Genomic DNA, 23529 nt, shown 5'->3' on the forward strand with positions numbered 1-23529 from the left:
CCGCAGAGCGAACCGACGACAGCGCGAAGAAGGACGCGCCCGACGTCGAGGTGGAGGTCGTGATCGTCGAAGAGTCGTCGCGCTTCGGCAAGCCAGGGCCGCCGATGCGCCGCTCGCCGCTGATCATCGGGTTCACCGCGGGGCTGGGCCTGCTGCTGGCGTACAGCGCCTATCTCGCGGTTCAGAACGTCCGCTCGATCCTCATCCTCATCTTCATCGCGATGTTCCTGGCCATCGGTTTGAACCCCGCAGTCGTACGGCTGGTGAAGTGGGGCGTCCCCCGCGGGCTCGCGGTCGCCGCGGTCGGCATCGGCGCGATGCTGGTGCTGTGCGGCGGCATCGTGGCGCTCATTCCGCCGCTGGTGCAGCAGAGCAACGACCTCGTCGAGAACCTGCCGCACTACATCGACAATCTGCAGCGCAACGACCAGCTGAACAAGCTCAACGACGACTACCAGCTGCTCGATCAGCTCAAGAGCGTCGCCACCGCCGGAAACGTCACGAAGGCGCTGGGCGGGGTCTGGGGCGGGGTCCAGGTCGCGTTCTCGGCCGTCTTCAACATCTTGACGGTCATCATTCTCACGCTGTACTTCATGGCCGCCTTCGACCGCCTGAAGGAGGGCGGCTACAAGCTCGTCCCCGCGACCCGCCGCGATCGCGTGCGGCTGCTCGGCGACGAGATCCTGGCCAAGGTGGGCGCCTACCTGGGCGGCGCGCTGGCGATCGCGGTGGTCGCGGGGATCTCGTCGTTCGTGTTCCTGCTCATTCTCGGGATCGCCTATCCGTACGCCCTCGCCGTCCTCGTCGCCATCACCGACCTCATCCCGCAGATCGGCGCGACGCTCGGCGCGGTCGTGGTCTCCATTGTCGGGTTCGCGACCTCGCTGCAGGCCGGCATCGCGTGCGTCATCTTCTTCGTCGTCTACCAGCAGGTCGAGAATTACCTCATCTATCCCACGGTGATGCGCCGCGCCGTGAAGGTCTCCGACCTCGCCGCCATCATTTCGGTCCTCGTCGGCGTGGCCCTCATGGGCGTGGTCGGCGCGCTCATCGCCATTCCCGTGGTCGCCGCGATTCAGCTCATCTTCCGCGAGGTCGTCATTCCGCGGCAGAACGCGCGGTGATGTTCTGAGAAAGCGGAATACAGGTACACTTCGGCCATGCACGACGAGCCGGCCCGCGGACCCCTGGCCTATCTGGCCCGCCCGCACCGCCCTGCGCTCGTCGCCCGCACCCTCGACGAGCTGCGCGGACCCGTGCGCGGCATCGTCGAGCTGCCGCAGCGGCTGATGTGGAACCCGCAGCGCGCGTTCGACCTCGACAACCACGACCTGCTGCTGTGGATGTACGAGAACGTCCTGCGCGAGGCGATCCGCCACGACGAGCTGCGCCGCTTCCTCAACAAGAAGATCCTGGTGCGGGTCTGGCCGGAGCTGAACCTGCCCCAGGGCGTGCGCCGCGCGTGGGAGGCCCGCCACCCGGCCCTGCGCACCCGGTGACCACACTGCGGCGCACAGCCGGCGACCTCCCCGCGAGCCCGCGCCCGACGACCGCCCTCGCCACCCAATTGTGCTCGCCCAGTGACCGCGCAGCTGGTGACCTCACCGTGAGCGCGCGCCCGACGACAACCGCCCCTACGCGCCCGGTGACCGCACCGCTACGCGCAACTGGTGACCTCACCGCGAGCGCGCGCCGGACAACCGTCCCGCAACGCGCGGAGGATCGCCCGCCCGCCCCTGACCGCGTCGCGGAGGCGCGACCGACGGCCTCGCCGTCCCGGCTCCGCCCTCGACCCGCCGCCCCGTCGTCGCCCTCCCGCACCGCCCCCTGCGCGGCAACCGGGCAGCAGGTCCGCGACGCGGGAAGCGGGTGCCTCGCGGTCGCGTACGCTCCGCGCCCTAGCCATCACAATCGGTATCCGCAGGCGGCTCGACCGGCACTGTCCGCATCGGGTGACGCCACGTGATCCCCTTCTATACCGACGTGGCCCGGGTCGCCCTGGCCGTAGCCGAGCGGCACGGCTTCGTCCTGGGCGGCGGCTTCGCCTGGCTGATGAACGGCCTGGTCGAACGCCCGACCGAGGACGTCGACCTCTTCACCGACACCGACGGCGCGGCAGGGGCGGCCGCCGACGCGGTCTGCGCGGCCCTGCGCGAGGCCGGGTACACCGTCCACGAAGAGGAAGCCGACGACCTGCTCGAACTGTTCGCCGGCTTCGACCAGCGAGAGTTCACGGTGGGTGACGGAACGCAGACGGTACGGCTGACGCTCTCCCGCCTCGACCGCCAGCACAGCCCCGTGATGATGGACGTCGGCCCCGTGATGCACCTGGACGACCTCATCGCCACGAAGGTCGCGGCGCTGATCAACCGCCGCGAGGTGCGCGACTACATCGACGTCGCCGCGGCGATGGAGCGATACTCGGTCGGCACGCTGCTCGAATTGGCCCGCCGCCAGGACCCGGCCCTGGAATTCGACGACGTGGTGGCCGCGGGCCACTACCTGGACCGCCTCGACGACGGGCGGTTCGCCTTCTACGGTCTGGACGAGCAGCGCATCGCCGCACTGCGCCATCGGCTGCGCGACTGGCCCCGCTGACCGGCACACAGCCACGCCGGACCTTGAAGTGCGTTGATCACCTCACCGAGCGTTCAACGCGCAGCGGCCGTGGCCATCACGTGCGCGAAACCGCGCAGCGTCCGATCGACCTGACGGGTTGCAGCCTGCCCAGTGGTGGTGAGGTACGCAGACCCCGTCACCTCCATCCGCTCCCGCCCGTTGCTCCCCAGCACCCGGGTAATCAGCACCTTGCCGACCCCGTCAACCTGCATCACGACCGGATGGGCCCGGTGCTCACCGAGGTTGCAGCGGTGTCCCCTGGCGCACCAGGCGGGGTGCTCGTACGGCCCCATGCAGGACTTCCTTCACAGCGATTGGAACGATTGACACCACCGACGCTACGCACGCCCACCAGCGCGAACTACGGATTGTGACGCGCACGACCGCAGCGTCACCGGTTCGGGCGAAGGAACCTCGTGAACCGTGTCACGCACTCTGACGACAGAGCCACTGACCGATGGCCGATGGGCCCACGGAAGCACGCAGCGAAACGCCCTGACCCCGCATTGGGTAGCCAGTCACATGCGGACCGTCAATTCCGCCCGTTCTCGCGCTGCCACTGTCCAACGAGGCCGCGGAAGTGAGCGATGAAGCGCTCGTGCTCGTGCCCCGGATAGGTCGCGCGGACGGTGCTCACCAGCAGGTCGTCGAACTCCGCGGAGGCGACCCACTCCGCAACGAGCTCGGGGACGTGCCGCAGGGCGGTGTCGCAGAACTCGCGGTAGCGGTCGACGTCGAAGTACTCGTCGGCCAGCGCCCGGTAGCCGCGCAGCTTCTCTCGGTAGTCCGGCGTGTTGTCGCCGATCTCGAAGTAGCGCGCCGAGTCCATGTCCAGGCGCGCGTGCCGGCCGGTCACCACGCAGAACGCGGACCAGCGCAGCAGCGCCGTCATCGCCCACGGAAAGTAGTAGTGCAGGCTTGTCAGCGCTACGTCCGGGCAGGCGTTGGCGTAGTCGATCGGATACACCACACCGTCGCGTACCAGGCACTCACAGGAGTTGAACTCCCAGCGGAAGAACGCGTTCACGAGCCGCGAGATCGTCACGACCTCGTCTCCCACCTCGTCGGTGAGGAACCCGTGCGCGACCTCGTACCGCTCGTGCATCGGCAGCGAAGGCCGGAACTTCATGACCATCGTCTCGGGGCCGACGGACAGCGACCGTGTGAACACGTCGTAGTTCTCGACCGACTGCTGCAGGTGCATGAGCCGCTCGCCCGACTGGTCGTAGGCGGCATGCAACTGTTCGCTGTCGGCGACGCGGGACACCCCGACCCAGGCGCCGCCGTCGTACGGCTTCATGAACAGCGGGTACCCGAGCCGCTCCGCCACCGCGTCGAGGTCGAACGGGCGGTTGTAGCGCTCGGCGGTGTACGCCCACTTCGCATGGTCGACCGGGTTCTTGTAGGGCACGAGCACCGTCTCGGGCACATGCAGCCCAAGCCGCATCATGGCGCAGTAGGCGGCGTGCTTCTCCATGGACTGAAACGTGAACGGGCTGTTGAGCAGGTACACGTCGTCCATGAGCGCGATCTTCTTGAGCCACTCGCGCGGGTGGTAGTACCAGTACGCGAGCCGGTCGATGACCAGCTGATGCGCCGGACGGTCACGAAGACTGAACGGTTCGATGGTCACCCGCTCGGTCCGCAGCCGATGCCGGCTCCCGTCACCGGCCGTGATCGTCCCGAGTCGCCCCGCAAGCGTCTCGTACGCCCTCGGCCAGTCCTGCTCGGTCCCGAGCAGCAGCCCGACGAGGTGCTCCCGCACTCCCGCCCCGCCGCTCTCCCCCACCGCCAGCGCATCGACCCCGCGTTGTCGCGGAACGCCGCCACCCGACCACACGCCGGCCCGCGCCTTACCGTCGGCCGTGGGCGCTACGCCGGCCCGCGGCTCACCCTCGGCCCTGGGCGCTACGGCGCCCCGCGCCTCGCCCTCGGCCGGGGTCGCTACGTCTGCACTCGCCGCCGCCTCGGCCCCGGCCGGCATGCCATCGAGCGCGGAAGTCACCGACGGAGAGAGCGTGGCGTCGAGCTGCGGCGACACGGATGCATCCACCGCCGCCGGCTGGCGCCGTAGCGGAGGGTTGGTCAGGTCATCGGTCGTTGGTGACGATGCGGCTTTGACTGCCGCCGAGAGTGCCGGCAGGGAACTACGCGACGTGAGGTCCCGCCGCCCGCCGATGAGCACGCAAGCTTCGTCGGCGAGCTCCGTCTCGACCGTCACCGCGTACTGCCCGGGCGGCAGCGGGTCGGCCGCCTCCGATCGCAACGATGCCGCTGGTGGCTCAGCCGGTGCCGGGCTGGTTGGTGTCGCTGGCAACAAGGCCACCAACAGGTCAGCCCCTACCGGGCCGGTCGGCACCGCTCGCAACGATGGCGCGAGCGGGGCAGCCGCCGACATTGGCGACGCCGGTGGGTCAGCCACTACCGGGCCGGCCTGCGCCGCCCGTAACGACGGCGCGAGCGGGGTAGCTGCCGACATTGGCGACGCCGGTCGGTCAGCCGCTGCCGGTGGCTGGGCCGCGTCCGCCGGGCGTGGCGATGCCGAGATGGTCACGGTGGGTTCCGGAGTGGTCATCGTTGACCTCCTGCAAGAGGCGGTGCAGGTGGGGATCGAGCGCGTCACGCCAGGTGGTCATCGAGTGACCGCCCGGCACTTCGAGCAGTGGCACACCGAGGCGGGTCGCCATCGCCCGGTTGTTAAGCAGGTTCTCCTCGTCCCGTCCGCAGGTCAAGACGACGCGGCATCCGACGGGGCGGGCGCGCTGGACGAAGGCGAGGATGCGGCGGTACCAGGGAAAACCCGACTCCTGCGGGTCGAGCTCGGCGGTGAAGTAGCTCCCGGACTGCAGGAACAGCCCGGCGAAGCTGCCCGGATAGCGCGTCTCGGTGTGCAGCAGGGCCAGCGCGCCCAGGCTCGCGCCGAGAGCGACGACGGGGCCGGGCGGCAAACTCGGTAACACATCGTGGGCGAGGGCGGCGGCGTAGGCGGGATTCGCCGAGTACCACTCGTTGCGACTGCCCGGTGACAGCAGCACGACGTGTTCGTGGGGGAACCGGGTGGTGAGGGCGGCGACTCGCTCGAACTCCGGGCCGTCGTGTGCCAGTAGCACCATGCCACTCACCGGACGCGCTGATGGCGCCACGATCCGCGACTGGATCGTCACGCGCGGGTCACGGGCCACTCACGCACCATAGGACAGGTGATCGTTCGGCGCAGGACTCACGGACAAGTCACGCACCGCACGGCACGGCAGGGCACGGCAACGGCAGGGCAAGTGATCATTTTGCGCACGGCTCGAGGGCAACTTACGCACCGCAAGGCGGGCGGACGCACGGCGCCGAGCTCACGGGCAAGTCATGCGGTTGAGGTGCAGATGACCAGCGCGGTGCGCCGCAGAGCCGGTGATCGTTCGACGCCGAGGACACGGGCAAGTCATGCGGTCGAGGTGCAGATGACCAGCGCGGTGCGCCGCAGAGCCGGTGATCGTTCGACGCCGAGAACACGGGCAAGTCACGCGCCGAACGGCAGGTGATCGTTCGGTGCTGGGCTCACGGGGGACGGCGGGGCCTCGGGCATGACGAGCCACAGGATCGGGTACGCCAGGACGGCTACGCCGCCGGTCAGCAGGATGGACAAGAGGAACACGGCGCGAACCATCGTCGGGTCGGTGCCCAGGTACTCGGCGATGCCGCCCAGCACACCGGCGACGGTCCGGTCGGATCGCGATCGGCGAAGCCGCTTGATGTCGGTCATGTCTGCAAGGTTGCCCGGCGAAGTGCCCCGACGACCTCGGGTGACGCCCGGAGGTACCCCTGAGTCCTCACCCCGACGATGCCACGGTCGGATGCGGGTCGACATCAGCGAGTGGCAGGACGTGCCCCGACGGGCACGCCCGGTGAGCGCGTGTTGACGGAGGGGAAGGATCGATGCCGGGCGGATGACGGGGTACGCAATTCGTTGTTGCGTACCGGGCGGGACGTCCCGGACATCTCTACCCTGACCCGCATGACGACCCCTCCGTTGGAAGAGCCTCCCGCTCCCGCCCCCGAGCCCGATCCGAACATCGGCGAGCTCGTCGAACTCGAGCGCAGCACCGTGACCGTCGCCCGGTACGCGGACTATGCCGGTGCGCAGCAGGCCGTCGACTACCTGTCTGACAACGGGTTCCCGGTCGAGCGGACCGCGATCATCGGGACCGATCTGCGCCTCGTCGAGAACGTGCTCGGCAGGCTCACCGTCGGTCGTGCCGCGCTGGCCGGCGTCGCCAGTGGGGCCTGGTTCGGGCTCTTCGTCGGCATCCTGTTCACGCTGTTCAGCAATTCGAGCTGGGTTGGCGTCCTGCTCACGACGATCCTGGTCGGGGCGCTGTGGGGTGGCGTGTTCGGTGCCATCGCCCATGCGCTCACCGGCGGGAGGCGGGACTTCACGTCGCGTAGTTCTCTGCAGGCCGGGCAGTACGCGGTGACGGTCGAGGCCGAGTTCGCCGACGAAGCTCGCGTGCTCATCACCCGGCAGAACTGGCGCGCCGCGAACTGACCCCGTATCCACGAGGCTGCGCGTCGAACCGGCGCGCAGCTGTGGAGCGAAGTCCTCGACGGCGGTCACCTACCCGCCAGTGCCCCTGGAGGCCGGAAAGGCGGGACTCGCAGACCGGCACACTGTCTGTCATCAGCCGAGATGGGGTCCGCACTTACGGGCCGTGGGCTCCAACAAGCGGCGCCTCGGCTACCCACTGTGCCCGCCGGGTCTGGGCAGCGGCGGGGACTGCATCCGGTCGATGATCTTCTGCAGGGCCACCTCCATGACCCTGCGCTCCTCCTCGGTCAGCGTGGCCAGCGCGTGGTCGGCCAGGCGCCGGCGCACCTCGGCGATGGGAGTCTGGGCGGCGCGGGCCTTGTCCGTCAGGTACAGGCGGACCAGGCGACGGTCGGTGGGGTCGGGGCGGCGCTCGATCAGGCCGTCGTTCACCATGCGTGTCGCGGTGTTCACGATTGTCGGGGTGGTCACGCCCAGGCGGGTGGCCAGTTCGCCCGGTGACAGTCCGTCGGCGGTCCACAGCACCTCGAGGACGAGGTTCTGGCCGATCCGTACGCCGTGCTCGCTCATCGCCTCGTCGGCCGCCGCGCGCAGCAGCTTCTGGGCGCGGGTCAGCAAGCGGATCACGTCAGACACGGTTGCATGCTAACGAGTTTGCGGGCTACATTTCGCTAGCACGCTATCGATCGCTGCTACCTGGGGAGACGTGTGTCTTGATCCTGGTCACCGGCGGGCTTGGTTTCATCGGCAGCCACACCACCCGCGCTCTGCACGACCTTGGCGCGGCGGTGCTGCCCGCATCTCGTCACCTACGGTCATCCGATGTCATACCGGCCGCGATCGAGGTCGCGGCCGTTGACTGCACCGATCCACAGGCACTCTCCGCGCTCGGGCGGCGACACCGCATTACGGCGATCGTGCACCTCGCGGCGGCGCCACTCGGCGGGGGCACGGTGCCCGGCGGGAGCACGCGGCCCAGCAGGGGCACGGCGCCTGGCGGGAACACGCCGCCTGACGGGAGCGCGGCGCTCGGCAGGGGCACGGCGCCTGGCGGGAACACGCCGCCTGACGGGGGCACGCCGCCTGGCGGGGACACAGCGCCTGGCGGGAGCACGGCGCTCGGCAGGGGCACGCCGCTCGACGATCTGGAGCAGAACACCGCCTCCGTGTTCGCGATCCTGCGCGCCGCGACCGAGTGGAATGTCCATCGCGTGGTGGTGGCGAGCACGATCGGGATCTACGCGGGGGTCGGCGAGGTGCCGTGGCGGGAGGACGCGCCGCTCCCCCTCGCCTCGCCGCATCCGATTCCGGCGTCGAAGAAAGTCGCGGAGATCGTTGCCCTGGCCAGCGGGCTCGACGTCGTCGTTGCCCGCATCGGTGGAATCTGGGGTCCGCAAGGGCGTCCAGCCAGCCCGTTCATCGCCGCGCCGGCGCTGATCCATGGTGCGGCGGCCCAGATCCGCAGGGGCGAGACCAAGCCCGTGCCGATCCACGGTGCGGCAGCCGAGATCCGCGGGGGCGGGACCAAGCCGGCGCCGATCCGCGATGCGGCAGCCCAGATCCGCGGGGGCGAGACCAAGCCCGTGCCGATCCGCGGGGGCGAGACCAAGCCGGTGCCGATCCGCGATCCAGCGGCCCAAATCCACGCGGGCGCTTTCAACGAGACCGCGGGCGAGCCGGGCAGCGCCGCCGGGGGCGCGGTGACGAACGGCGGTGCGGTGTTCGCCGGCGATGGGGCCGACATCCTGTACGCGCGGGACTGTGGCGCCGCGCTCGCATTGCTGGCGACCGCGACCGGGCTGCGGCACCGCCTGTACAACGTCGGGAGTGGGCGGGTTACGACCAACGCCGAGGTGGTGGCGGCGATCGCGGCCGTACACCCGGAAGTCGCGCTGCCGCTCGCCGACGGCGCCTCCGGGCCGATCCCCTGGCTCGACACGGCTCGGCTCCGCGCCGAAGGTTGGGTGCCGTCCTGGCCGCTCGATCGGGCGGTGTCCGACTATCTCGACTGGCTGGCGGCCGGACGGGCACGCTGACCGGTCAACACCGCCGCCGTTCACGGAAACGGCAAGGTGGCCTCGGCCACGCCCGCTGAAGCGTCCTAGGATACTAGGTTGTGGGCCACGGAGCGGAGAGAGGTGCGCGGCGGCTTCCTCGGTGGGAGGCCGCCGCGCACCTCAGGTGTCGGTCAGCGTGCGTGACGTGGTGGGGTGTCCGACGAGGACGCCTCGCCCTCCGCCTCGTGGGCGCCGCCCTCCGCGGCGTGCGCCGGCGTGTGCTCCCCCGAAGCCGCGGTGGCCCCGGACTCGTGCGCACCCCCGCCGTTCGGGGACCCATGGGCGGGGCCGCCGTTCGGGGACTCCGCGCCCAGTACCGCCGAGGCCATGCCGCCGTTGGGCGACGCGGACGGGGCGGCGCCTGACGTGCTGAAGGCCTCGGTGGGGGCGGAGGAGGAGGGGGAATCATTGCCGGAGGCGGCGGCGTCCTCGGCGGCGCGCTGCTGGGCGGCCGACATGTTGCGCAGCGGGATCTCCGGCAGGAACAGGATGACGATCAGGCCCGCGACCATGATGCCCGCGGCGACCATGAACACGACGCTCATCGAGTCCGAGAAGCCGACCTTGAACGGGTGCGAGAGGGCGGCGTCGAGCTTGTCCAGGAACGACGTGTCGTTGAAGCTGCTCGCCGAGCCCGACGTCGCGGTCTTCTGGATCTCCTGCAGCTGGTCCGGATGGGCGCGGACCGCCTGCTGGAAGGCCTCGGTCGACTGGGCGTCGGTGAAGGCGCCCTTGATCTTGTCCGGCAGGAGGCTGAAGAGCACCGACAGGAAGACCGCGGCGCCCAGGGTGCCGCCCATCGAGCGGAAGAACGTCACCGTCGACGTGGCGACGCCGATCTCGCGCGGGTTGGCCGCGTTCTGCACGGCGGTGATGACCGGCTGCATGTTGCCGCCGAGGCCGAGGCCCATCAGGGCCATGATGAGCATCGTGCGCCACAGCGGCGTGTCCGCGCCGATGCGCGAGAACAGCGCCAGCGCGGCGAGCATGAGGACCGAGCCGACGATCGGGAAGATGCGGTAGCGGCCGGTGCGGGCGATGGTCTGGCCGGAGACGATCGAGCCGGTCATGATGCCGAGCACGAGCGGCAGCAGCATCAGGCCGGCCTCGGTCGGGGTGGCGCCCTTCACGATCTGCAGGTACAGCGGCAGCGTGAGCAGACCGCCGAACATCGCCATGCCGAGGATGAAGCTCGCGGTCGAGGCGACCGAGAACGTGCGGCCCCGGAACAGGCGCAGCGGCAGCAGCGCCTCCTCCTTGTAGAAGGTCTCGGCGACGATGAACAGCACCAGGCCGACGAAGCCGACGCCGTAGCACAGCAGCGAGCGGCCGGAGTCCCAGCCCCACTCGCGGCCCTGCTCGGCGACGGTCAGCAGCGGCACCAGGCCGATGATCAGAGCGACGGCGCCGGGCCAGTCGATGCGGTGGTCCTGGCGGCGGTGCGGGATGTGCAGCACGCGCATGACGACGATGAACGCGGCCAGGGCGATCGGCACGTTGATGTAGAAGATCCAGCGCCAGCCCGTGATGCCGATGATGCTGTCGGCGCCGGCGAAGAAGCCGCCGAGCACCGGGCCGAGGACGCTGGAGGTGCCGAAGACGGCGAGAAAATAGCCCTGGTACTTCGCCCGCTCGCGGGGCGGCACCACGTCGCCGATGATGGCGAAGGCGAGCGAGAACAGACCGCCGGCGCCGATACCCTGCACGGCCCGGAATGCGGCCAGTTCGTAAATCGACGTCGCGATGCCGCACAGCACCGAGCCGACGATGAAGATGCCGATGGCGAAGAGAATGAACGGCTTGCGGCCGTAGATGTCGGACAGCTTCCCGTACAGCGGCGTGGAGATCGTCGAGGTGATGAGGAACGCCGTCGTGGCCCAGGCCTGCAGCGAGAAGCCGCCCAGGTCGTCGGCGATCGTCCGCATGGCGGTCGACACGATGGTCTGGTCCAGCGCGGCCAGGAACATCGCCATCATGAGACCGACCAGAATCGTGACGATCTGGCGATGGGTCAGGGCGGTGTCTTCCCCCGCGGCCGCTGGTGCTGTTGTGCTCAAGGCGTCTCTCCTGTTAGAGCAAGCCGTTTCGATCCGTGCGCGTTTCAGAATTCACGCTACTCCTCGATTGCCGCAGGGGCGCGGCGACCTCCCCGAATGCGCAAGGGACACTGATACGCCGGCAAGACTGGTACGCCGGCAAGTACGACACAGGAGGACGAGCGAGCGTGGCAGCAACGCTGGTGGTCAAGGAACTCGCGGCCGGGCACGGCGACAAAGCGCTGTTCAGCGGCCTGGACCTGGTCGTCGCCCCCGGCGACGTGATCGGCCTGGTCGGCGTCAACGGGGCCGGCAAGTCGACGCTGCTGCGCACGGTGGCCGGCCTGCTCCCGCTCGAACACGGCAGCGTCCAGCTCAGCCCGCCGACGGCCACCATCGGATACCTCCCGCAGGAGCCCGATCGCCACCCGGGTGAGTCGCTGCGCGCGTTCCTGGCCCGCCGCACCGGCGTCGCCGAGGCGCAGGCCCGCATGGACGCCGCGGCCGAGGCGCTCGGCGGCGACGAGCGGGCGGCCGAGGAGTACAGCATCGCCCTGGAACGATGGCTGGCGCTGGGCGGCGCGGACCTGGACGAGCGGGCCGGGGCGATCGCCGCCGACCTCGGGCTCGACGTGGACCTCGACCTGGAGATGACGGCGCTGTCCGGCGGCCAGGCGGCCCGGGCGAACCTCGCCAGCCTGCTGCTGTCCCGCTATGACGTCCTGCTGTGCGACGAGCCGACCAACGACCTGGACCTGGACGGGCTCCAGCGCCTCGAGACGTTCATGGGGTCGCAGAAGAACAAGAGCGTCATGGTCGTCAGCCACGACCGGGAGTTCCTGACCCGCACCGCCACCGCGATCCTCGAGCTCGACCTGCACCAGCAGCAGGTGCGCTTCTACGGCGGCGGGTACGCGGCCTACCTCGAGGAGCGCGAGATCGCGCGGCGGCACGCCCGGGAGAAGTACGAGGACTACGCCGACCAGAAGTCCGACCTCGAGGCGCGCGCCCGCATGCAGCGCGCCTGGATGGAGAAGGGCGTCAAGAACGCCCGCCGCAAGCAGCCCGACAACGACAAGATCGGCAAGTCGAAGCGGATCGAGTCGACGGAGAAGCAGGCGGCCAAGGCCCGGCAGACCGAGAAGCTCATCGAGCGCCTGGAAGTCGTCGAGGAGCCACGCAAGGAGTGGCAGCTGCGGATGGAGATCGCCGCGGCCCCGCGGGCCGGAGCGGTGGTCGCGACGCTTTCCCATGCTGTCGTACGGCGGGGAGCCTTCACCCTCGGCCCCGTCGACCTGCAGATCGACTGGGCGGACCGGGTCGCGATCACCGGGGCCAACGGCTCCGGGAAGACCACGCTGCTCGGCGCGTTGCTGGGCCGGATCCCGCTGGAGGAGGGCCGGGCGCACCTCGGCCCCGGGGTCGTCGTCGGCGAGGTGGATCAGGCGCGGCGGATGTTCGAGGGCGAGGACTCTCTGCTGGATGCGTTTCGTCAGGCCGTACCGGAGCAGAATCCCGCGGATGTGCGGACCCTGCTGGCCAAGTTCGGCCTGCGGGCCGACCACGTGCTGCGCCCGGCCGCCAGCCTCTCCCCCGGCGAGCGGACCCGGGCCGCGCTCGCGCTGCTGCAGGGGCGGGGCGTGAACCTGCTGGTACTCGACGAGCCGTCCAACCACCTGGACCTGCCCGCGATCGAGCAGCTGGAGTCGGCGCTGGACAACTACCCGGGCACGCTGCTGTTGGTCACGCACGACCGGCAGATGCTGGAGGCGGTGCACACGAACCGGCACATCCGCGTCGAGGACGGCAAGGTGACGGCCTCGTGAGCGAGCTGGCCACGTTCTGGACCGAACGCCATCTGTGCACCGTCACGACGGTCCGCCGCGACGGCACGCTGCACACCGTGCCGGTCGGGGCGACCTACGACCCGGAGACGGGCATCGCGCGCATCATCACGTCCGGCACATCCCAAAAAATCCGAAACGTCGGACATAACGCCCAGATCTCGATCTGCCAGGTCGACGGCCGCCGCTGGAGCACGCTCGAAGGCGAGGCGGTGATCAGCCGGAGCCCGGCGGACGTTCTCGACGCCGAGCAGCGGTACGCGCGCCGGTACAAGCAGCCGCGCGAGAACCCCGAGCGCGTCGTCATCATCATCACTGTCACGCGGGTCCTGGGCACCTACCGTCCGGACCGGCTCCGCTAGGGTCCCCGCTCATGGGGATGTCTGAATATCTGCGCGGCCTGCGCAAGCACGTCGGGCACGATCTCGTGCTCCTGCCCGGCGTGTCGGCCGTCGTGTTCAACGATGCCGGGCAGTTGCTGCTCGGGCGGCGCAGCGACACCGGGACGTGGTCGCTGCTGGCCGGGATGGTCGACCCGGGCGAGCAGCCGGCCGACGCGATCGTGCGCGAGGTGCGCGAGGAGGCCGGGATCGAGGTCGCGGTCGAGCGGATCGCCGGGGTGGCGATGCACCCGGTGACGTATCCCAACGGGGACCAGTGCGACTACCTCAACGTGTGGTTCCGCTGCCGGCACGTGTCCGGGGAGGCCCGGGTCAACGACGACGAGTCGCTGGACATGCGGTGGTTCCGGCCGGATGCGCTGCCGCCGATGGAGGCGTTCGCGCGGCTGCGGATCGAGCAGACGCTGCGGGACGAGCCCGGGGCCTGGTTCCTCGCCCCGGGCTCGTCGCATCCCGCCATCGCACCCCGCAACGCCGTCTGAGACCCGCTACTGCGCCGGCGGCCAGCTCGGCCCGGCCGGCGGACCGGACGCCGGCGGCGCGGACATCGGCGGGGCGACCGCCGGTGGCATCGGCGGCGCGGGGCTCACCGGGCCGGACGGCGCGAAGGGCGCGGCGCCGTAGGCGGCGACAGGCGCGGGTGCGTAGGGCGGCGGCGGGAAGCCCGGCGCGCCGGGCGCGAGCATCGGGGCCGGGCGGGATGCGGCGGCGGCGACGTACGGGGACACGCGGCGGCCGATGAGCTCCAGCAGCCACACCACGAGCACGCCGAACAGGCCGATGAGCGCCTCGATCAGCATCGTGATCCAGATGTCGAGGTTCTCGAGGGTCAGCAGGTAGCGCGTGCACACGTAGATGACGACGGCGAGGACCACGCCCAGGATGCCGGCGCGGCGGCCGAAGGGGCTCACGCCCGCGAGCAGGGCGCAGACGAGGCCGGCGAGCGTGAAGCCGGGGTCGATCACGCCGGCCGAGACCTGCTGGATGGTCAGCACCACGCCGGCGACGGCCGCGAGGACGCTCGAGCCGAACACGCCGGCCAGCGCGCCCACGAGCTTGGCCAGGCTGAACGCGCCGGTCTCGCCGCCGGCGGGGCGGTTCGCGGAGAGGTACCGGCGCACGGCGGGAATCGCGAAGACGACGCCGCCGGCGAGAGACACGACGATGAAGGCGATGCCCCAGATCCAGCGGGGGCCGTCGGGGATGTCGCGCAGCGGTGTGACCTTGCCGCCGGTGGCGCCGATCACGGTCGCGGACGCGGCCAGGCCGCCGATCAGCGTGACGGCCCAGGCGGGCATGCCGGTGAGCCCGACGATCAGCGCGAGCAGGAGGCCGAGGCCGGCGACGGCGAGGATCGCGACGCCCATGCCCTGGTCGGCGTAGAGGAACGCGGCCAGCGACGCCAGCGGGCCCACGGCGAGGTTGGGGGTGCCGGTGCGCAGCGACAGCGCCAGGCCGGTGGTGGCGAAGCCGAGGGAGGCGATCGGCAGCCAGATGCCGCCGCTGGTGAAGAGGCGCTCGCCCTTGCCGCTGTACAGCGTGACGGCCACGCCGATCGCGACCAGCAGCAGGACGGCCTCCCAGATGAGGTGCGGCAGCAGTTCCCGTAACGGCCGGGCCGGGGGCGGCGCGGTGACATCGCTCATGCCGGGCAAGGTACCGCGCATCGGGGCCGGTCGCTGGTTGCTCACGCGGCGCGCCGGGGCAGCAGCGCTGCTCACGGCGTGGGCCGCCCCGAGACCGGCAGCGGCCGGGCCCTGCCCGGTCGCGTGATGGCCCTTTGGTGCACCCTCGCCGACGAGACCGTCGCCGGGCTGCCCCGCGATGCCGCCGCGGGGCTGCCGGCCCTGCTCGCGGCCATGACGGCGGACGTGGACGAGCGAAATCGGGCGGACAGGGCGGGTAACCGAAACCGGGCGGAACCCAATACGCTCCAGGCGTGACCGACGAGCAGCGCGACGACCCCACCGCGCAGGCCCACGGCGAGCTGTCCCTGGCCCGCATCGCGCTCGCCGACGGCGACCTCGAGCACGCGGCCGGTCACGTCGCCGGGGCGATCGCCTGGGCCCCCGGGCTGCCCGAGGTCCACGAGCTGCTCGCCGCCATCGCCGCCCGGGCCGGCGACGAGGGCGCGATCGCGCTGTTCCCGGTCGAGCAGCCCGCGTTCATCGGCGCGGTCGTCGCCCGCGCGCATCTGCAGGGCCGCCACGACCCGATGGGCGGGCTGCGGATGCTCGCCCAGGCCACCCGGTTCGAGCCCGCGCAGCCGTGGGCCGACGTGAGCTGGGTGCGGGCCCTGGAGCCGCGCCGGCTCGACCCCGAGAACCTTGCCCGGCTCTTCGTCGCGGTGATGCCCGGCCTCGGCGACCCGGCCGCGGCGGAGGTGGCCCGGGCCAACGAGGTGTACCTCGACCTGGCCCGCCGCGCCTGCGCCGCGCACCCCGGCAGCGCGCTGCTGCACGGCGCCGCGGCCGGGCTGGCCCGCCGGTTCACCGCGCTGGTGCCGGGCGCGCTGGCCGAGGCGGTGCGGTGGGGAGCCCACGGGCACCGGCTCCGGCCCGACAAGCTCACCGCGGTGTGGTACGCCTACGCCCTCAAGGCCGACAAGCGCCTCGAGGCGGCCCTGCAGGTGATGCGGCAGGCGTGGCAGGCCCAGCCGGACGAGGTCGACCTGTGCGCGGACATGGCGAACTGGCTCGCCGAGGCCGGGCGCCTCGACGAGGCCCTCGCGCTGCTCGACGCCGCGATCCGGCACGCGCCGGACTACGACTGCGCGGTGCACACCGCGGCCCGGCTGCGCTTCCAGCGCGACGCCGACGTGCGCCACCTCGTGGGCCTGGTCGACTTCATGCGCGAGCACCCCGTCACCAGCCACGAGCACAGCGACCTCGACGGCGCCTGCCACGGCCGGTCCTGGCTGGGGATGGTCGACGGTCCCGCCGAGTCCGTCATCAACCTGCTGCACCAGATCCCGCGGGACGACCGGGCGATGGCGGGCACCGCGACCCTCTCGGCCCTGGAGGTGCCCAGCGCGCTGCGGGTCGTGCACCGGGAGCTGCCCGGGCTGCGGCTCACGATCGAGGGCCAGGCGCCGCCGGACATGGTGGCGCCGCAGCGGCCCGGAGGGCGGGTGCTGTGGGACTACGCGGGGCTGGTCGCCTCGCCCGCCGTACCGCCGCCGCAACCCCGCTCGCTCGAACTGCTGCAGGGTGTCGTCTGGCCGTTCTGGCCCAACCCGGTGGCCGCCTACGACCACGCGCTGCCGCTGGGCCAGCTGCCCGCCGACGAGCTCGTCGCCATGCTCGTGCACCCGCCCGCCGCGACCGACCAGCAGCTGCCGGACGGGGTGTGGGAGCGGGCGGCGCAGGCGTACTGCTGCCTCGGACTGCTGCACTGCGAGGAGCTGCGGGCCGGCGCCCAGCCCGGCGACACCGCCCGGCCGCGGGAGCTGCTGACCGCGATCGCCTACGGCCTCGAGGACTGGACCACCGAGTCGGCGCTCTTCGCGCTCGTCGTGGCCGCGTGGCTGGATCCGGCCTGCCGCCCGGAGGTCCGCGACACGGTCGGCCGCCGCTTTCTCGCCGCGATGCAGCAGTCCCGGACGCGGGTCGTGACGATCCGCGAGTCCCTCGCCGCGCTCGTGCTGGCCACGCCCGACATGGTGCCGGAGCTGTCGGCCCTGGCCCGCGACCTGCTCAGCGACGACACACCGGTCGCGCCGCCGCCACCGCCGGCGAAGAAGCGGCGCTGGTTCGGCCGCCGGTGAACGACGAAGAGGGCCGGCTCAGCGCCGGCCCTCTTTTTCGTCACGAACACGCATTACCAATAGTGTCGGCGGCCGGCGATCGGACGGCCCACCGCGCCGAGAATCCACAGCACCGCGCCGACGATGAGCAGCACGATCCCGATCGTCTCGATGATGCCGACGTGCAGGAACAGGCCGACGAGGAACAGGATGAGACCTAGGACGATCATTTTGTCAGCTCCCGGGAGGAGTGGGGGTACCGATCTACGTTGATTTGAGTACCCCCACCACCCCGGTCGCCAAACACGAATCACCCGCGGCGCCCTCGGCGGGCGCGAATGTAGTCGGAAACGACATACCGCCCGAGGTCGTCGGCGTCGGGCGTGAAGACCCGCCCGCCGTTGCGCCGGGCCACGGCGTCGACGAAGCGGCGCAGGCCCGGATCCTCGCCGAGCATGAAGAAGTTCAGCACCGCCCCGTACCTCGTGAGCAGGTCGACCTCGTGCACGGTGGCGCGGACCGTGTCGCGGGTCGAGGGCCACATGAAGTGCGAGCTGCCGTCCTCCAGCAGGTGCGCGGTCGGCTCGCCGTCGGTCACGACGAGGACGACCGGGTCCGAGGCCGGATGGCGGCGCAGGTGCCGGGCGGCCAGCTTGAGCGCGTGCTGCAGGTTGGTGCCCTGCACCATGTCGGGCTCGACGGCGGCCAGCTGCTCCTGGGAGAGCGTCGAGGCGTACCGCCCGAAGCCGATGATCTGCAGCGCGTCCTGCGGGAACCGGGTCGCCACCAGGTGCGACAGGGCCAGGGCGGCCTGCTTCATCGGGCCCCACCGGCCGTCGGCCATCATCGAGAACGACAGGTCGACGCAGAGTGCCACGGCCGCCGACACCCGCCGCTCGGTCTCGGCGATCTCGAAGTCCTCGACGTCCAGGCCGATCGGCAGGGTCGCGGCCCCGCCCGAGGCCTGCCGGCGCACGGCGTTGCCGATCGTGCGCACGACGTCCAGGGCCTGCTCGTCGCCGTACTGCCACCGCCGGGAAGCCCCGGTGAGCTCTCCGGCGGCGCCGGCGTCGCGCAGGTCGTGCTGGCCCTGGCGCCCGGCGTGCAGCTGCCCGAAGACGGTCCGCAGCGCGGTGCCGCCCAGCCGCCGCAGCGCCTTCGGGCTCAGGGTCAGCCCGTCGGCGCCCCGGGTCACCCAGCCCTGCCGGCGCAGCTGCTGCTCCAGCTCCCGCAGCCGCCGCACGTCGTCGGCGGCGGCCCGGCCGAGCTGGCGCTCGACCGCCTCCACGTCCACGTCGTCCAGCGTCGCGCCGGGGTGCTCCTGACCGAGCTGGTCGAGCAGGTCGTCGAGGTCGCCGATCTCCTCGAGGGCCCCGGCGGCGTCGCCGTAGCCGAGGTCGTTCTCGCCGCGGACGCGCTCGCCGCGGCCCCAGTTGAGGTTGGGCCGCAGCGCCCGCAGGTTGTCGGTCAGCTCGGCGAACGCCCCGGCCATGTCGCCGAGCGACTGCGACATGAGGTCCTGCAGCTCGGCGCGCTGCTGCGGGCTCAGCGAACGCATGAGCCGCTCCCCCGCCGCCGCCCGCCGGGCCAGGGCGTCGATCAGCTCGTCGACGTTGGCCGGCTTCTCCGGGAAGAAGTCGCCGTGGCGGTTCATGAACTCGGCGAACGCGTCGTCGGTGTTCTCGCCGCGGGCGTGCTTGGCCAGCAGCGCGTTGAGGTCCTGGAGCATCTCGCGCATCGCGGCCTGCGCCTCCGGGTCGCGCAGCGCCTGCTGCATGCCCTGGAAGCGCTGCTCGACGACCTCCTGGCGGAGCTGGTCGAGGATCTGGTCGTAGAGCTGCCGGGCCTCTGGGGACGTCCAGGTGTACTCGCTCAGCTCGGACACCGCTCTGGCCGTGGAGCGCGGCAGCGCGTCGAGCTGCGCCTCCGCGAATCGGGCGTCGTCGGTGTCGAGCCGCGCGAGGGCGTCGCGCTCCTCCGCGAGGGCCTGGTCGAGCAGCTGCTGGGCCCGGGTCACGGCCCCGTCGAGCTGGCCCCGGCGCATGGCCTCGCGGCGCATCCGCCGGGCCCGGGCGAGCAGGTCGTCGAGGCCCCGCCCGCCCTGGGGACCGCGGCGCAGGAGGTTGCGCAGGGCGTCGCGCAGGCTGCCGCCCTCCAGCACCTCCTGGCCGACCTGGTCGACGGCGGCCCGCACGTCGTAGGGCGGGGCGAGCGGGTCCGGCCCGCCGCGCCACGCCCCGTAGCGGAACCTGTTGTGGCGCAAGATCAGCCTCCGTAGACGGTGCGGCCGTCGTCGGTGAGGTCCTTCGACAGCCGCCGGGTCAGGTGCAGCCCCTCCAGCGTGAACTCGACGCCGGCGGCGGCCTCGCCGCGGCTGGGCGCGTCGCCGAGCCCGAGCCGGTCAAGCACCTTGGCCAGCCCCGGCACGGTGCCGACCTGCCGCAGGATGTCGTCGGCGCCGGCGAGGTCGCCGGTCTCGATGACCGCGCCCTCGGCGACGAGGTCGGTGAAGCCGGACAGGTCGAGGCCCGCGAGCCGCCCGCGGAAGGTCTCCGCGGTCGCCGTGCGCAGCAGGTGCGCGAGGATCTCGATCTCCCGGCCCTCCTCGCCGCTGTCGAACTCGACCTTGCCGCGCAGGGTCGACGTCACCGACTCGGTGTCGCCGATGCGCGCGACCGGAACGTCCTCGCGCAGCAGCCCGGCCCGGCGCAGCGCCGACGCGGAGACGGTCTCGGCGGCGGCGATGGCGAAGCGGGCGGAGACGCCGGAGCGGGCGTCGACCGACGGGGACTCGCGCACGGCCCGGGTGAAGCGGGCCAGGACCTCGATGATGTGGTCGGGGACCTGGGCGACGAGCTGGGCCTCCTGGCGTACGAGATCCATCTCCAGCTCGAGGTCCAGCGGGTAGTGCGTGCGGATCTCGGCCCCGAACCGGTCCTTGAGCGGCGTGATGATGCGCCCGCGGTTGGTGTAGTCCTCGGGGTTCGCGCTCGCCACGAGCATGATGTCCAGCGGCAGCCGCAGCTGGTAGCCGCGCACCTGGATGTCGCGCTCCTCCAGCACGTTGAGCAGCGACACCTGGATGCGCTCGGCCAGGTCCGGCAGCTCGTTGACCGCGAAGATGCCCCGGTTCGTGCGCGGCACGAGTCCGAAGTGGATGGTCTCGGGGTCGCCGAGGGTGCGGCCCTGCGCGACCCGGATCGGGTCGACGTCGCCGATCAGGTCGCCGACGCTCGTGTCGGGGGTGGCGAGCTTCTCGCCGTACCGCACCGAACGATGAATCCAGTCGACCGGCAGCTCGTCACCGGCCTCCGCGGCAAGCCGGCGCGAGGCGGGCGTGATGGGCTCGAAGGGGTGCTCGTTGAGCTCCGAGCCGGCGATGACCGGCGTCCACTCGTCGAGCAGGGAGATCAGGCCGCGGATGACCCGGGTCTTGCCCTGGCCGCGCTCGCCGAGGAGCACGACGTCGTGGCCGGCCAGGATGGCGCGCTCGAGCTCGGGCAGGACGGTGTCGTCGTAGCCGACGATGCCGGGGAAGCGCGGCTCGCCGGAGCGCAGCCGCTCGAGGAGGTTCTCGCGGAGCTCCTCCTTCACGGTGCGGAAGCGGTGGCCGCTCGCCCGGAGCTCGCCTGCCGTGCGGGGAAGGTCCAGGGGCTGGTCTGGCGTCACTGTCACATCACCGAACCCTAGCGCGCCGTGCCGGGTTTGTGCGGCGTCCGGCTATCTGGCGCGTGCCCGCCCGTGCTCCAGCGGCGCGGGGCCGCGCCGGCTCGGCCCGGCCGGTTATCCCTCGGCCGGGCGTTCCGGCCGGTTTCCCCGGGCCGTGCCCACTCCGGCCGGTTACCCCGGTTACCCGCGGCCGGTTTGTCCCGGCCGCCGCCACGAACCACAGCCTGGTTTTGTTCCACTGACGCGAGCGCCTTCCCCGCCCCGGCGATCAGGTCCTTATCGTGACTTCCCGCTCGCCGGATCGGCATCCGGTTCCGCGGCCGTCGCCTCCGACCCGCTGACGGGATCCGGGGACGACACCTCCGGCCCGCTGACGGATTCTGCGGCCGGTGCCGACGTCAACGGCGGCAGGTGTCGCAGCATCCGCAACGACACCACGGCCAGCAAGACCAGCACCACCGCGCAGACCCCGGCCACCACGTGCAGCCCCGATGTGGACGCGTCCCGAGCCGCGACCAGCACCCGCTCCCCCAGCGCACCGGGCAGACTCCCGGCCGCGGCCGACGCCGCCGTCACGTTGTCCCGAACCCCGGCAGCAACACCCCCCGGGACCCCCGCGGGCACCTGGACGAGCGCCCGGTAGACCGCGGTGCCGAGGCTCCCGAGCAGCGCGATCCCGAGCGCGTACCCGAACTCCCCGCTCACCTCGTTCAACGCCCCCGCCGAGCCCGCCCGCTCCGGCGGAGCCGACCCAAGCACAATCCCGGTGGCGAGCGTGACCATCGGCCCCATCCCGAGATTGGTGACAATGAACGCGCAGATGATCGGCAACGGCCCGGCATCGGCGGGAATGAACACGACGAGCGCCACGCCCACCGCCGACAGCAGCAGCCCGCCCGCGATGAGCCGCCCCTGCCGCACCCGCCGCGCGAGCAGCGGCGAGACCTGGAAGCTGGCCGCGGTGGCGATCGCGGCGGGGAGGATCCACAGGCCGGCGTCGCGCGGTGACAGCCCGTCGACGATCTGCAGGTGCTGGGTGATGAAGACCATCATGGCGCCGGTGAGCATCGTGCCGATGAACATGCCGCCGAGCGCGGTGGCGAACGCCCGGTCCCGGAACAGCCGCAGGTCGAGCAACGGCTCCCGCCGCGCCCCACGGACCGGTCGGCCTCGGACCCCGGCGATGCCATCGCGAGCCGGGCCGCCGCCGGCGATGCCATCGCTAGCCGGACCGCGGCCGGCGACGGCGGTCGAGGCGGCGGCGCGGGACCGGTCGCTGGTGGCCCCGAGGGCGATCTGCCGGCGGACGAACACCACGGCCAGGGCGATCCCGGCGAGCAGGGCCACGACCGGCAGCGGCCGCCATCCGCCGCGCGCGAGCTCCTTGACGCCGTAGACGAACGGCAGAATCGCCGCCAGCGACAGCCCGACGCTCGCCAGATCGAACCGGCCCGCGCCCGGGTGACGCTGCTCGGGCAGCAGCAGCGGCCCGAGGATCAGCAGCAGAAGCATCGGCGGTACCCCGAACAGGAACGCCGACCCCCACCAGAAGTGCTGCAACAGCAATCCACCGACGACCGGTCCGATGATCGCGCCGCTCATGAAGCAGACCATCCACACCCCGATGGCCAGCCCGCGGCGCCGAGGGTCCGGAAAGAGCCCGCTGATCAGCGCCAACGCCGAAGGCGCAAGGGTCGCACCGGCGATGCCGAGGCCGGCTCGGGCGGCGATGAGCATGAGCGGCCCCGTGCTGTACGCGGCCACGATCGACGCCGCCCCGAACGCCGCCGCGCCGAGCAGCAACAGCCGCCGCCTCCCGATCCGATCGCCGAGCGTCCCCATCGTGATCATGAAGCCGGACAGGAGGAATCCGTAGACGTCGAGGATCCATAGCTGCTCGGTACTGCTCGCATGCAGGTCGGCGCCGATGCGGGGCATCGCGAGGAGCAGCACGAACACGTCGATCGAGACCAGGAGGGCGGGCAGGGCCAGCACGGCGAGGCCCAGCCAGGGCGAGCGCTTCATCATGCCAACCGGTCGGAGGCGCACCTCGGGATTCGACATGGCGGCCGAAATTTCCCGATATCTGTTGCCGCATCACCGGTCTGGGCGGGGTATGAGCGGCCGAGGCGCCGCCGCCGCGCCGCGAACAGTTGTCGCCAACGCGCCCCTTGGCGCCAACCTGCCGTCGGAGTGCCACCGCAGCCCCCCGTGGCGCGAACAGTTGTCACCACCGCGGCGCCAGCCTGCCGTCGGAGTGCCACCGTGATCCACCACGTCGCCGTTGCGCCACCGTGACACGCCACGCCGCCTGCGCGCCACCGCCAAGACGTCGCCCGGCGGAAGCAACGCACCCTGCCGTCAAACTGGCGCTGCGGCGCACCATGCCGCGGTCGCGCCACGGTCATGCTCCGCCGAAGCACCCCCGCGCCGGCTGCAAAGCGTCGCCATGCCGAAGCACCGCCGCCCTGCCGTCGAAGCGCCAGCAGACCACGACCGTCGCCGCCGCCGTCGCAGCGCTACCGCCATCGTGGTCGCAGTCGCCACCGCAGCCGCCGTCGCCGTCGCCGTCGCCGTCGCCGACCGGATTATCGATTATTGAATTACCGGTTATTGGTAAT

The 23529-nt window shown here is 71.6% G+C and carries 20 protein-coding genes; 9 read left to right on the forward strand and 11 right to left on the reverse strand.

Going from position 1 to position 23529, the window contains the following annotated elements:
- The first annotated feature begins 50 nt into the window (after nt 1-50).
- From AC6JBM_RS16170 to AC6JBM_RS16180, 3 genes are all read left to right on the forward strand, one after another.
- A complete protein-coding gene (locus AC6JBM_RS16170; RefSeq protein ID WP_497986471.1) occupies nt 51-1124 on the forward strand; it encodes an AI-2E family transporter in 1074 nt (357 codons plus the stop codon).
- Nucleotides 1125-1160: 36 nt separating this feature from the next.
- Nucleotides 1161-1499, forward strand: coding sequence for a hypothetical protein (locus AC6JBM_RS16175; protein WP_350618051.1), 339 nt, complete (start codon nt 1161-1163; stop codon nt 1497-1499).
- A gap of 463 nt (nt 1500-1962) precedes the next feature.
- Nucleotides 1963-2598 (forward strand): nucleotidyl transferase AbiEii/AbiGii toxin family protein, encoded by a 636-nt coding sequence (locus AC6JBM_RS16180; protein WP_497984416.1) that lies wholly within the window; start codon nt 1963-1965, stop codon nt 2596-2598.
- A 53-nt stretch (nt 2599-2651) separates the two neighbouring features.
- Here the strand turns inward: AC6JBM_RS16180 and AC6JBM_RS16185 are convergent, their stop codons facing one another.
- The 4 genes from AC6JBM_RS16185 to AC6JBM_RS16200 form a co-directional block, all read right to left on the reverse strand.
- The gene (locus tag AC6JBM_RS16185) at nt 2652-2912 is read right to left on the reverse strand and encodes a hypothetical protein (RefSeq protein WP_433072914.1); all 261 of its coding nucleotides are present in this window, start codon (nt 2910-2912) and stop codon (nt 2652-2654) included.
- A 239-nt stretch (nt 2913-3151) separates the two neighbouring features.
- Nucleotides 3152-4624: an ATP-grasp domain-containing protein gene (locus AC6JBM_RS16190; RefSeq protein WP_497984417.1), complete on the reverse strand. Its 1473-nt coding sequence runs from the start codon at nt 4622-4624 to the stop codon at nt 3152-3154.
- A gap of 490 nt (nt 4625-5114) precedes the next feature.
- Entirely contained in the window at nt 5115-5801 is a 687-nt protein-coding gene (locus AC6JBM_RS16195; protein ID WP_497984418.1) for an alpha/beta hydrolase, read from the reverse strand.
- A gap of 329 nt (nt 5802-6130) precedes the next feature.
- Nucleotides 6131-6373 (reverse strand): PspC domain-containing protein, encoded by a 243-nt coding sequence (locus AC6JBM_RS16200; protein WP_497984419.1) that lies wholly within the window; start codon nt 6371-6373, stop codon nt 6131-6133.
- 252 nt (nt 6374-6625) lie between these two features.
- Between AC6JBM_RS16200 and AC6JBM_RS16205 the strand changes: the two genes are divergently transcribed.
- Entirely contained in the window at nt 6626-7156 is a 531-nt protein-coding gene (locus tag AC6JBM_RS16205) for a YflT domain-containing protein (RefSeq protein WP_497984420.1), read from the forward strand.
- 189 nt (nt 7157-7345) lie between these two features.
- On the opposite strand, the gene AC6JBM_RS16210 is transcribed toward AC6JBM_RS16205, so the two are convergent.
- Complete coding sequence (locus tag AC6JBM_RS16210; protein ID WP_497984421.1) at nt 7346-7792, reverse strand: MarR family winged helix-turn-helix transcriptional regulator; 447 nt, start codon at nt 7790-7792, stop codon at nt 7346-7348.
- 77 nt (nt 7793-7869) lie between these two features.
- On the opposite strand from AC6JBM_RS16210, the gene AC6JBM_RS16215 reads away from it, so the two are divergent.
- Nucleotides 7870-9192 (forward strand): NAD-dependent epimerase/dehydratase family protein, encoded by a 1323-nt coding sequence (locus AC6JBM_RS16215; RefSeq protein WP_497984422.1) that lies wholly within the window; start codon nt 7870-7872, stop codon nt 9190-9192.
- A 152-nt stretch (nt 9193-9344) separates the two neighbouring features.
- On the opposite strand, the gene AC6JBM_RS16220 is transcribed toward AC6JBM_RS16215, so the two are convergent.
- Nucleotides 9345-11270, reverse strand: coding sequence for an MDR family MFS transporter (locus tag AC6JBM_RS16220; RefSeq protein ID WP_497984423.1), 1926 nt, complete (start codon nt 11268-11270; stop codon nt 9345-9347).
- Between the two features lie 167 nt (nt 11271-11437).
- Here AC6JBM_RS16220 and AC6JBM_RS16225 point away from each other — a divergent pair, with 167 nt between their 5' ends.
- Genes AC6JBM_RS16225 through AC6JBM_RS16235 form a run of 3 tightly spaced genes read left to right on the forward strand, consistent with a single transcriptional unit; the run spans nt 11438 to nt 13976 of the window.
- Nucleotides 11438-13075: an ABC-F family ATP-binding cassette domain-containing protein gene (locus AC6JBM_RS16225; RefSeq protein ID WP_497984424.1), complete on the forward strand. Its 1638-nt coding sequence runs from the start codon at nt 11438-11440 to the stop codon at nt 13073-13075.
- A complete protein-coding gene (locus AC6JBM_RS16230) occupies nt 13072-13455 on the forward strand; it encodes a pyridoxamine 5'-phosphate oxidase family protein (protein ID WP_497984425.1) in 384 nt (127 codons plus the stop codon). The genes AC6JBM_RS16225 and AC6JBM_RS16230 overlap by 4 nt, the downstream gene beginning before the upstream one ends.
- A gap of 11 nt (nt 13456-13466) precedes the next feature.
- A complete protein-coding gene (locus AC6JBM_RS16235) occupies nt 13467-13976 on the forward strand; it encodes an NUDIX hydrolase (protein WP_497984426.1) in 510 nt (169 codons plus the stop codon).
- A 6-nt stretch (nt 13977-13982) separates the two neighbouring features.
- On the opposite strand, the gene AC6JBM_RS16240 is transcribed toward AC6JBM_RS16235, so the two are convergent.
- Nucleotides 13983-15140: a hypothetical protein gene (locus tag AC6JBM_RS16240; RefSeq protein ID WP_497984427.1), complete on the reverse strand. Its 1158-nt coding sequence runs from the start codon at nt 15138-15140 to the stop codon at nt 13983-13985.
- A gap of 293 nt (nt 15141-15433) precedes the next feature.
- Between AC6JBM_RS16240 and AC6JBM_RS16245 the strand changes: the two genes are divergently transcribed.
- Nucleotides 15434-17260 (forward strand): tetratricopeptide repeat protein, encoded by a 1827-nt coding sequence (locus AC6JBM_RS16245; RefSeq protein ID WP_497984428.1) that lies wholly within the window; start codon nt 15434-15436, stop codon nt 17258-17260.
- 53 nt (nt 17261-17313) lie between these two features.
- Here the strand turns inward: AC6JBM_RS16245 and AC6JBM_RS16250 are convergent, their stop codons facing one another.
- The 4 genes from AC6JBM_RS16250 to AC6JBM_RS16265 all read right to left on the reverse strand — a co-directional run bounded on the left by AC6JBM_RS16250 (nt 17314) and on the right by AC6JBM_RS16265 (nt 22933).
- Nucleotides 17314-17469, reverse strand: coding sequence for a DUF6131 family protein (locus AC6JBM_RS16250; protein WP_223092164.1), 156 nt, complete (start codon nt 17467-17469; stop codon nt 17314-17316).
- Nucleotides 17470-17549: 80 nt separating this feature from the next.
- The gene (locus AC6JBM_RS16255; RefSeq protein WP_497984429.1) at nt 17550-19502 is read right to left on the reverse strand and encodes a vWA domain-containing protein; all 1953 of its coding nucleotides are present in this window, start codon (nt 19500-19502) and stop codon (nt 17550-17552) included.
- A gap of 2 nt (nt 19503-19504) precedes the next feature.
- Nucleotides 19505-20914, reverse strand: a complete 1410-nt coding sequence (locus AC6JBM_RS16260) for a sigma 54-interacting transcriptional regulator (RefSeq protein WP_497984430.1) — start codon at nt 20912-20914, stop codon at nt 19505-19507.
- Between the two features lie 270 nt (nt 20915-21184).
- Complete coding sequence (locus tag AC6JBM_RS16265; RefSeq protein WP_497984431.1) at nt 21185-22933, reverse strand: MFS transporter; 1749 nt, start codon at nt 22931-22933, stop codon at nt 21185-21187.
- Nucleotides 22934-23529 lie beyond the last annotated feature (596 nt).

Source organism: Dactylosporangium thailandense, assembly GCF_059739745.1.

Excerpts from the sequence above, each read along its gene's own strand:
- AC6JBM_RS16200 (WP_497984419.1), bottom strand. The coding sequence starts at position 6,373 with ATGACCGACATCAAGCGGCTTCGCCGATCGCGATCCGACCGGACCGTC.
- AC6JBM_RS16205 (WP_497984420.1), top strand. The coding sequence starts at position 6,626 with ATGACGACCCCTCCGTTGGAAGAGCCTCCCGCTCCCGCCCCCGAGCCC.
- AC6JBM_RS16265 (WP_497984431.1), bottom strand. The coding sequence starts at position 22,933 with ATGAAGCGCTCGCCCTGGCTGGGCCTCGCCGTGCTGGCCCTGCCCGCC.
- AC6JBM_RS16235 (WP_497984426.1), top strand. The coding sequence starts at position 13,467 with ATGGGGATGTCTGAATATCTGCGCGGCCTGCGCAAGCACGTCGGGCAC.
- AC6JBM_RS16250 (WP_223092164.1), bottom strand. The coding sequence starts at position 17,469 with ATGATCGTCCTAGGTCTCATCCTGTTCCTCGTCGGCCTGTTCCTGCAC.
- AC6JBM_RS16185 (WP_433072914.1), bottom strand. The coding sequence starts at position 2,912 with ATGGGGCCGTACGAGCACCCCGCCTGGTGCGCCAGGGGACACCGCTGC.
- AC6JBM_RS16175 (WP_350618051.1), top strand. The coding sequence starts at position 1,161 with ATGCACGACGAGCCGGCCCGCGGACCCCTGGCCTATCTGGCCCGCCCG.
- AC6JBM_RS16240 (WP_497984427.1), bottom strand. The coding sequence starts at position 15,140 with ATGAGCGATGTCACCGCGCCGCCCCCGGCCCGGCCGTTACGGGAACTG.